Annotated in this window: 7 protein-coding genes; 6 read left to right on the forward strand and 1 reads right to left on the reverse strand. The window is 66.9% G+C overall.

Going from position 1 to position 5,655, the window contains the following annotated elements:
- From VK519_RS06490 to VK519_RS06515, 6 genes are all read left to right on the forward strand, one after another.
- Positions 1 to 1,191: helix-hairpin-helix domain-containing protein (locus VK519_RS06490; protein ID WP_324348373.1), on the forward strand; the 1,191-nt coding region annotated here is incomplete at its 5' end.
- A 115-nt stretch (positions 1,192 to 1,306) separates the two neighbouring features.
- A complete protein-coding gene (locus tag VK519_RS06495; protein ID WP_324348374.1) occupies positions 1,307 to 2,263 on the forward strand; it encodes an acetyl-CoA carboxylase carboxyltransferase subunit alpha in 957 nt (318 codons plus the stop codon).
- A gap of 43 nt (positions 2,264 to 2,306) precedes the next feature.
- The gene (locus VK519_RS06500; RefSeq protein WP_324348375.1) at positions 2,307 to 3,041 is read left to right on the forward strand and encodes an NYN domain-containing protein; all 735 of its coding nucleotides are present in this window, start codon (positions 2,307 to 2,309) and stop codon (positions 3,039 to 3,041) included.
- Positions 3,038 to 4,297 (forward strand): tRNA lysidine(34) synthetase TilS, encoded by a 1,260-nt coding sequence (gene tilS / locus VK519_RS06505; protein ID WP_324348378.1) that lies wholly within the window; start codon positions 3,038 to 3,040, stop codon positions 4,295 to 4,297. The genes VK519_RS06500 and tilS overlap by 4 nt, the downstream gene beginning before the upstream one ends.
- A 32-nt stretch (positions 4,298 to 4,329) precedes the next feature.
- A complete protein-coding gene (locus tag VK519_RS06510) occupies positions 4,330 to 4,575 on the forward strand; it encodes an exodeoxyribonuclease VII small subunit (RefSeq protein WP_250625526.1) in 246 nt (81 codons plus the stop codon).
- Positions 4,559 to 5,458, forward strand: a complete 900-nt coding sequence (locus VK519_RS06515; protein WP_324348381.1) for a polyprenyl synthetase family protein — start codon at positions 4,559 to 4,561, stop codon at positions 5,456 to 5,458. Before VK519_RS06510 ends, VK519_RS06515 begins: the two co-directional genes overlap by 17 nt.
- Here VK519_RS06515 and VK519_RS06520 read toward each other — a convergent pair.
- Positions 5,451 to 5,655 (reverse strand): DUF4870 domain-containing protein (locus VK519_RS06520; protein ID WP_324348382.1); only part of this gene is annotated, 205 nt, incomplete at its 5' end. The genes VK519_RS06515 and VK519_RS06520 overlap by 8 nt on opposite strands.

A 5,655-nucleotide genomic window follows, 5' to 3' on the forward strand; every position in this document is an offset into this window, starting at 1 on the left:
TTCATGGCGGCGACGATCTCCTCGGACATGGACAACACCGACAAGGTGGTGACCTTCCTGGAAGAGACGCGCGCGATCGGCATCACCGTGCTGCCGCCGGACGTCAACAGCTCCGGCTGGATGTTCCATGCTACGGAATCCAAGGTAGTGCGCTACGGCCTGGGAGCGATCAAGGGCGTGGGCCAGGGCGTGTGCGAGGCCATCGTCGCCGAACGGGCCGCCAGCGGCCCGTTTACTTCCCTTGTCGACTTCTGCCAGCGCGTGGGTAGCACCAAGCTCAACAAGCGCACCATGGAAGCCCTGGTGCAGGCCGGTGCGCTTACCGGTCTTGGCATCAACCGCGCCACCATGATGATGCACATCCCCGAGGCGATGAAGGCCGCCGACCAGGATGCGAAGAACCGCGCCGCCGGCCAGGTGGACATCTTCGGCCAGGCCGCCGGCAAACCCATGGTGATCCAGCTGTCAGGATCCGTGCCCGAATGGCCGCTCGAACAACTGCTGCACGGCGAACGCGAGACGCTGGGCCATTACCTTTCCGGGCACCCCACTGATCCCTGGGCCGACACCCTGGCCCAGCTCGCCAGCTGCCCGATCGGCGAGATCCCCCAGCGTTACCAGCCACCGCGCCCGCGGCGCCAGGACGACGACGAGAACGCCAACCGCTTCCGCCGCACGCCGGAAACGCCCTGGACCGTGGCCGGTATGGTGACGGGCATGCGCAAGCGCGGCGACAGCGATGCCTTCGTGCGGATCGAGGATGCCACCGGGCAGATCGAATGCAGCTTCTTCCGTGAGGTGTTCACCGAGGCCGCGCCCTTGCTCACGCGCGACCAGCTGATCATCGTCGAGGGCGGCCTGCGCTTCGACGATTTCGCCGGCGGCTACCAGCTGCGGGCGCGCAGGGCCTATTCGCTCTCCGTTGCCTGCGAGCACTACGCGCGGCTGTTGCGCGTGAAGGTCAACGGCATCGGCCCCGACTTCAACACCCACCTGCGTCACGCCCTGGCAGGCTACAAAGGCGGCCGCACCCCGCTGATGCTGCTTGGCTACCGGAACACGGTCGCCCAGGCCGACATGGAGCTGGGTGAGGAATGGAAGGTCAAGGCCCTGCCCGACCTCCTCCGGGCACTGCGGGTGATTCCCGGGGTGCTGACCGCCGAGCTTCGCCTTGCCAGGCCACAGGAATAGCCCAAGACCGCCCCGGACGGATGAAAAAGCCGCCCACCGCAAGACCATACGGCAGCGCACACCCGCCGGCTTGCCGCGCCGGTATAATTCTCGTTTGGCCCCTTGCGCGTAAACCATGAATCCCAACTTCCTCGATTTCGAACAACCCATCGCCGAACTGGACGCGAAGATCGAAGAGCTTCGCCATGCCAGCCATGGCCAGGCGTTCAACATCGACGAGGAAGTGGGCAAGCTCCGCGAGAAACTCAAGGTCAAGACGGCGGAGATCTTCCGCAACCTCACGCCCTGGCAGATCAGCCAGCTCTCGCGCCACCCGGCGCGGCCGTACACGCTGGACTACATCAACGGCATGTGCGAAGAATTCCACGAGCTGGCCGGCGACCGCATGTTCGCCGACGACGCCGCCATCGTCGGTGGCCTGGGCCGGATCAATGGCCGCTCGGTCATGATCATCGGCCACCAGAAGGGCCGCGACACCAAGAGCAAGGTCAAACGCAACTTCGGCATGCCGCGCCCTGAGGGTTACCGCAAGGCGCTGCGCCTGATGAAGATGGCCGAGCAGTTCAGCCTGCCGCTCTTCACCTTCATCGATACCGCCGGTGCATGGCCGGGCATCAATGCCGAGGAACGCGGCCAGTCCGAGGCCATCGCCCGCAACCTGATGGAAATGTCGGAGCTGCGCGTGCCGATCATCTGTACCGTCACCGGCGAAGGTGGCTCAGGCGGAGCGCTCGCCATCGGCGTGGGCGACCGCACCATCATGCTGCAATATTCCACCTATTCGGTGATCACTCCCGAGGGCTGCGCCTCGATCCTGTTCAAGAGCGCCGACAAGGCCAAGGACGCGGCTGAGTTCATGGGACTGACCGCCCCCCGCCTGCTGGAGAACGGCCTGGTCGACAAGATCGTCCGCGAGCCGCTGGGCGGCGCCCACCGCAACCCGTCGTCGATGGCCACACGCCTGAAGGCGGTGCTGATGAACCAGCTCGACGAACTGGAAGCCATGCCGATCGACGATCTGCTGAAAAAGCGTTACCAGCGGCTGCGCGGCTACGGCGCCTACGCCGAGTAAGTGGCATCATCCCAGGCTCGTTCCGCCACGTGCCGAAACCCCCATGGCCACAACCAAGCTTGCCGTCCTGATCGATGCCGACAACGCGTCGCCGGCCATTATCGAAGGCCTCATGGCCGAGGTCGCCATCTACGGCGCGGCGCACGTCAAACGCATCTACGGTGACTGGACGCGCACCAACCTCTCCGGCTGGAAGGACGCCCTCCCGGCGCATGCCGTGCAGCCGATCCAGCAGTTCGCCTACACCAAGGGCAAGAACGCGACCGACTCGGCGATGATCATCGACGCCATGGACCTGCTCTACACCGGGCGGCTCGACGGCTTCTGCCTGGTCTCCAGCGACAGCGACTTCACCCGCCTGGCATCGCGTATCCGTGAATCGGGCCTCACCGTGTTCGGCTTCGGCGAGCGCAAGACACCCGAGGCCTTCCGCATGGCCTGCGACAAGTTCATCTACACCGACGTCTTCATGCGCACCGTCGCCAAGGAAGAACCCAACCAGGCCCCCGTGCAGCGGACGGCGAAGGAACTGCGCTCCGACACGAAACTGATGAACATGCTGCGCAACGCCATCGACGGCGCCTCCAACGACGACGGCTGGGCCTCCCTTGGTGCGGTGGGCAGCATCCTGAGCAAGCAGTCCACCGATTTCGATTCGCGCAACTACGGCTACAGCAAGCTCTCCGGACTCTTGAACGGCATTGGCCTCTTCGAGATCGAGGAACAGCAGGTAGGCAACGGCAAGGCCGTCTTCGTACGGGCGAAGCCAAAGCCGTGAACCTGGCGACGGCCCTGGCGGCCCTGCCCGCCGATGCCCCGCTCTGCGTCGCCTTCAGCGGCGGCGGCGATTCGATGGCCTTGCTGCACGCGGTCGCCGCCACGCGGCCGGCGAAGCTGCGCGCCCTGCACGTGAACCATGGGTTGCAGCAGTCCAGCGACGACTGGGCGCGGCGCTGTGCATCGTTCTGTGATGGCCTGGGTGTCCAGCTCACCGTCGTCAGGGTCCAGGTGGACGGGGCCTCCGGCCAGGGCCCGGAGGCCGCTGCCCGCGACGCACGATATGCGGCCTTCGCCGCGCACCTTGGCGAAGACGAAGTACTCCTGCTGGCCCACCACCGCGACGACCAGGTGGAAACGGTGCTACTGAAGCTGCTGCGCGGGGCGGGCCCTGCCGGGCTGGGCGGGATCCCCTCGTCGCGTCCGCTCGGACGCGGCCGGCTACTGCGGCCGTTGCTCAACGTTCCGCAGGCGCAGCTTCGCCAATACCTCGATCGCCATCGGCTCACTCCCGTGGAGGATCCCTCCAACGCCGACCACGCCATAGCCCGCTCATACCTTCGCGCCGAGATCGTGCCGCGCCTGGCACGGCACTGGCCCCAGGCCGCCGAAAGCATCGTGCATGCGGCAAACGCGAGCGCGGCAGCCGCGGATTTCATCGAAGGGAACTGGCGGCAGGCGTGCCAGGCCCTCGACCGCGGCGGCGCGCTGGATGCCGCCGGCTGGCTGGCCCTGCACGAAGCCTTGCGCGTACCGCTGCTCGAAGCGTGGCTACATGGGCGCGGCTTGCGCGCACCCACCACCGCCCAGCGCCGGCAGCTCGAGGCGCAGATCGCCCATGCCGCGGCCGACCGCGTGCCCTGCGTGGGCTGGCGGGACACCGAGGTGCACGTGTGGCGTGGCGGGCTGCACGCGGTGCGCCGCCATCCGCCACCGCCGGCCCACTGGGAAGCCCCCTGGAACGGCGACGCGCTCACCGTGCCCGGCGGCGCCATGTTGCAGGCCGAGGCCGGATCCAGCCTGCCTGGACTCACGGTGCGCCTGCGCCGCGGGGGGGAGCGTATCCGCCCGGCCGGCGAGGCCCATACCCGGGAACTGCGCGATCTCTTCCAGCGCGATGCCGTGCCGCCCTGGCGGCGCCAGCGGCTGCCGCTGCTTTTCATCGGCCCGGAGCTGGTCGCGGTACCCGGATTATGGTGGTCAACCGAAGCCCTGCCATGGATCGAAAGCGTGCATGTTGCGCACGTAAACGATTGAATCCAAGCCGCTGCTGAGCTAGTTTGTCGCCCATGTCGACTCCCCCTGCCACGCCGTCCGTCGCTGAATTCGAACACTCGCTGGACGAACTCGAACAACTGGTCACGCGCATGGAAGGCAACGAGCTTTCGCTCGACGAGTCACTGTCCTCCTTCGAGCGCGGCATCGGACTGTATCGCACCTGCCAGCGCGCGCTGGAACAGGCCGAGCAGCGCGTGCGCCTGCTGCTCGATCCCGACGCGCCCGACACCGCCGAACCCTTTGAACCTGAATCATGAGGCCGCGCCGTCGATCGACACCCTGATCGCACGCGCCGACCACGCCCTCGCCCAAGCCCTTCCCGCCGAGCACCAGCCACCCGTCGAACTGCATCGCGCCATGCGCTATGCGGTACTTGGTGGCGGCAAGCGGCTACGCCCGTTGCTGGTGTACGCCGCCGGCATCGCGCTGCACGCGAACCTCGATGCACTGGACGCCGCCGCCTGCGCGGTGGAATTCATCCATGCCTATTCGCTTGTGCACGATGACCTGCCGGCGATGGATGACGACGCCCTGCGCCGCGGCAGGCCCACCTGCCACATCGTCTTCGGCGAAGCCATGGCGATCCTCGCCGGCGACGCCCTGCAGGCCCTGGCCTTCGAGATCCTGGCCGACGCCACGGACATCGACAATGCGGATACGCGCCTGCGCATGCTGCAGGTGCTCGGCCGCGCCTGCGGCGCCGAGGGCATGGCGGGCGGCCAGGCATTCGACCTCGCAGCCGTAGGGCATCGCCTTGGCCTGGACGAACTCGAGCGCATGCACGATTACAAGACTGGGGCGCTGATCCGGGCCTCGGTGATGCTCGGCGCGCTCGCCAGCGGCTGCCGCGACGCCGTTACGCTCGATGCACTGGACAGGTTTGGCCGTGCCGTGGGCCTGGCCTTCCAGGTACGCGACGACATCCTCGACGTCGAAGGCGACGCCGCCGTGATCGGCAAGACGCAGGGCAAGGATGCCGCGGCCGACAAACCCACCTTCGTCTCGATCATCGGCATCGAGGCCTCGCGTCAACGCCTGGACGAACTCGTCGGCGAAGCGCTCACCGCGGTCGAACCAATGGGCGAACGCGGCAAGACCCTTGCCGCACTCGCCCGGTTCGCTGTCGAACGCGTCAGTTGACCAGGCGCAGGGCCAACGGGTAGCGGTACGATCCGGAGGAGCTCACCCGGGTCGCTGCGATGATGCACATGACCAGGTTGAAAATCCAAAGCACCCAGGTCAGGAACACGCCGATGATGATGATGGTGAGGATCCAGCAGATCACGTAGCCGATGATCACGGTGATCTGGAAGTTGAGCGCTTCCTTGGCCTCCGTC

The organism is Pinirhizobacter sp., from assembly GCF_035317885.1.
GTDB lineage: Bacteria > Pseudomonadota > Gammaproteobacteria > Xanthomonadales > Rhodanobacteraceae > Pinirhizobacter.

What these genes read in the sequence shown, in the direction of transcription:
- VK519_RS06495 (WP_324348374.1), top strand. Translation starts at nt 1,307, where the DNA reads ATGAATCCCAACTTCCTCGATTTCGAACAACCCATCGCCGAACTGGAC.
- VK519_RS06500 (WP_324348375.1), top strand. Translation starts at nt 2,307, where the DNA reads ATGGCCACAACCAAGCTTGCCGTCCTGATCGATGCCGACAACGCGTCG.
- VK519_RS06510 (WP_250625526.1), top strand. Translation starts at nt 4,330, where the DNA reads ATGTCGACTCCCCCTGCCACGCCGTCCGTCGCTGAATTCGAACACTCG.